Annotated in this window: 1 protein-coding gene; it reads left to right on the top strand. The window is 41.7% G+C overall.

Annotated features, from left to right (window positions below):
• Positions 1 to 2,276: beta strand repeat-containing protein (locus H1P_RS36970; RefSeq protein ID WP_186376291.1), on the top strand; the 2,276-nt coding region annotated here is incomplete at both ends.

The raw sequence follows: 2,276 nt of genomic DNA, 5'->3' as shown, positions 1-2,276 counted from the left end.
TGCAGGAGACGGAGACGCGGGAAACATTACCTTAAACGTTGCAAATACTTTTCTAGCAGATGACAGTCGAATTAATAGCAATATTGGTATTGGTAATAGAGAAGATGCTCCAGCATTGGGAAAAGTGGGTAATATTATTATCAATGCAGAAAATATGGCTTTTAGTAACACAGCACAAATACAAGCTGGAGCTTTTTCGGGAGCAACTGTCGAACAACCAGGTATTATTTCTTTAACGGCTACCGAATCAATATCTTTTACAGGAGAAAGGACAGGTATTTTTGGCAATAACGAGCGTGGCTCATTGGGAGATGCTAGTGATATCCGACTATCTGCACCGACAATTACTCTAAATGATAATGCAGGGATTACTGCTGATAATGCAGGAAATGGTCAAGGAGGAGACATTATTATTGATACTGAGCAGTTAACCCTGCACAATTCCGAGATTCTCGCCAATATTTCTGGCGAAGGTAATGCAGGTTCTGTAACTGTTAATTCTACAGATTCAGTCTTACTTACCGAAGATAGTTCTATTCAAGCACTGATTCAGAATAATGCAATAGGAGAAGGCGGAGATATTACAATAGACACCGCAACTTTAACTCTTAGTGAAGCTTCGTTTATTACTGTTGAGTTACTAGAAAATGCAATAGGAGAAGGCGGAGATATTACAGTAGACACCGCAACTTTAACTCTTAGTAGAGGTTCGCTAATTTCTGCTGAGCTAGAGGAAAATGCAACAGGAGAAGGCGGAGATATTACAATAGACACCACAACTTTAACTATTAGTGAAGGTTCGCTAATTTCTGCGGTTACTTCTGGTGAGGGAGATGCTGGTGATATTACGGTTAATGCTAGCGAGACAGTCTCTCTAGAAGGAGTATGGATTGACAATGTTTCTGGTGGCATTTCCGCCAATGTCGAACAAGGTGGTATTGGAACAGCAGGAGATATTGAACTCACCACAGCTAATCTTTCGATTTCTAATGGAGGTAATGTTAGTAGCAGCGTTTTTGGTGATGGAGATGCTGGCAATATCACAATTAATGCCCGTGAAACAGTCTCTATCGAAGGAGTAGGCACTAATAACCGTCCTAGTGGCGTTTTCACCACTGTCGAACAAGGTGGAATTGGAAATGCAGGAGAACTTCAACTAATCACAGCTAACCTTTCTCTCACTGATGGAGGTGCTGTCAGTAGCAGCACTTCTGGTCAAGGAGATGCTGGTGACATATTTATCAATGTCAGTGATTCTCTTACTCTTGCTGATTCTGGTAGTATCACTACTTCAGTTGAGCCAGAAGCTATCGGAGATGGTGGCAACATCACCATTGGTGTTTTCCAGCAACAAGAAAATGACTTAGTACTAGATGAAACTCAATTTACCTCAGAAATCACTCTAGCTGATGAAGGTTTAATCTCAGCAGATAGCTTTGGAGAGGGTATAGGTGGTTCAATTACAGTGCGTGGCGGAAACGTTGACCTGAATCAAGGACAAATCTCTGCCACAACTCAAGCAACCATCTCATTAGAAGAAAGAGATAATACTTCTTTGAGTGAGATTGATTTGTTTGTGGATGAAAATTTAACTCTTCGCGATAATAGCAATATTTCCGCACGGGCAAATAATGATGCCAATGGGGGCAACATCAATATTGGTGCCGAATTTATTATTGCCTATCCTAGTGGTGGTGACGGCAATGATATTACTGCTAGTGCCGAACAAGGACAAGGTGGCGCAATTAGCATTACAGCAGAATCTCTACTAGGAATTGAAGAACGCAGAGCGTTTGACAACAATGGCACTAACGATATTGATGCTAGTTCGGGAACCGACGGTTTAGATGGTACAGTTACTATCGAAACCCCTGATAATAATCCCCTGCGAGAAACCCCAGAATTAACTGATAACGTCGTCACCGCAGAGGTTATTACGACATCGGATGTTTGTTCGGCATCAAATATCGAAGATGTCTCTAGTCTGGCAGTTCAAGGAAAAGGAGGGATAGCTCCTGAACCCACTGCACCCTTTGATGGTGATGCTTTAATTGTCAATGGGGAATCCGAAACATCAGATGTGCCTCAAAATAGTAGCAATAATCCAAAACCTCATGAGATTCCACCTCATATTCAACCAGTGGCATACAAAGACAATGGTGAACCTATTTATATTGCTAGGGGAGTCATGAAACAAGAAGACGGAACTGTGATTTTAACCGCCGTTCCCCATCAAAATATCTCCCCTCGAACTCCTGAAAATCCTTATAGTTGTG

This window comes from Hyella patelloides LEGE 07179 (assembly GCF_900659865.1).
GTDB lineage: Bacteria > Cyanobacteriota > Cyanobacteriia > Cyanobacteriales > Xenococcaceae > Hyella > Hyella patelloides.
Note: the sequence above shows the minus strand (reverse complement) of the source record. Positions and strands in the feature narration are given on the sequence as shown.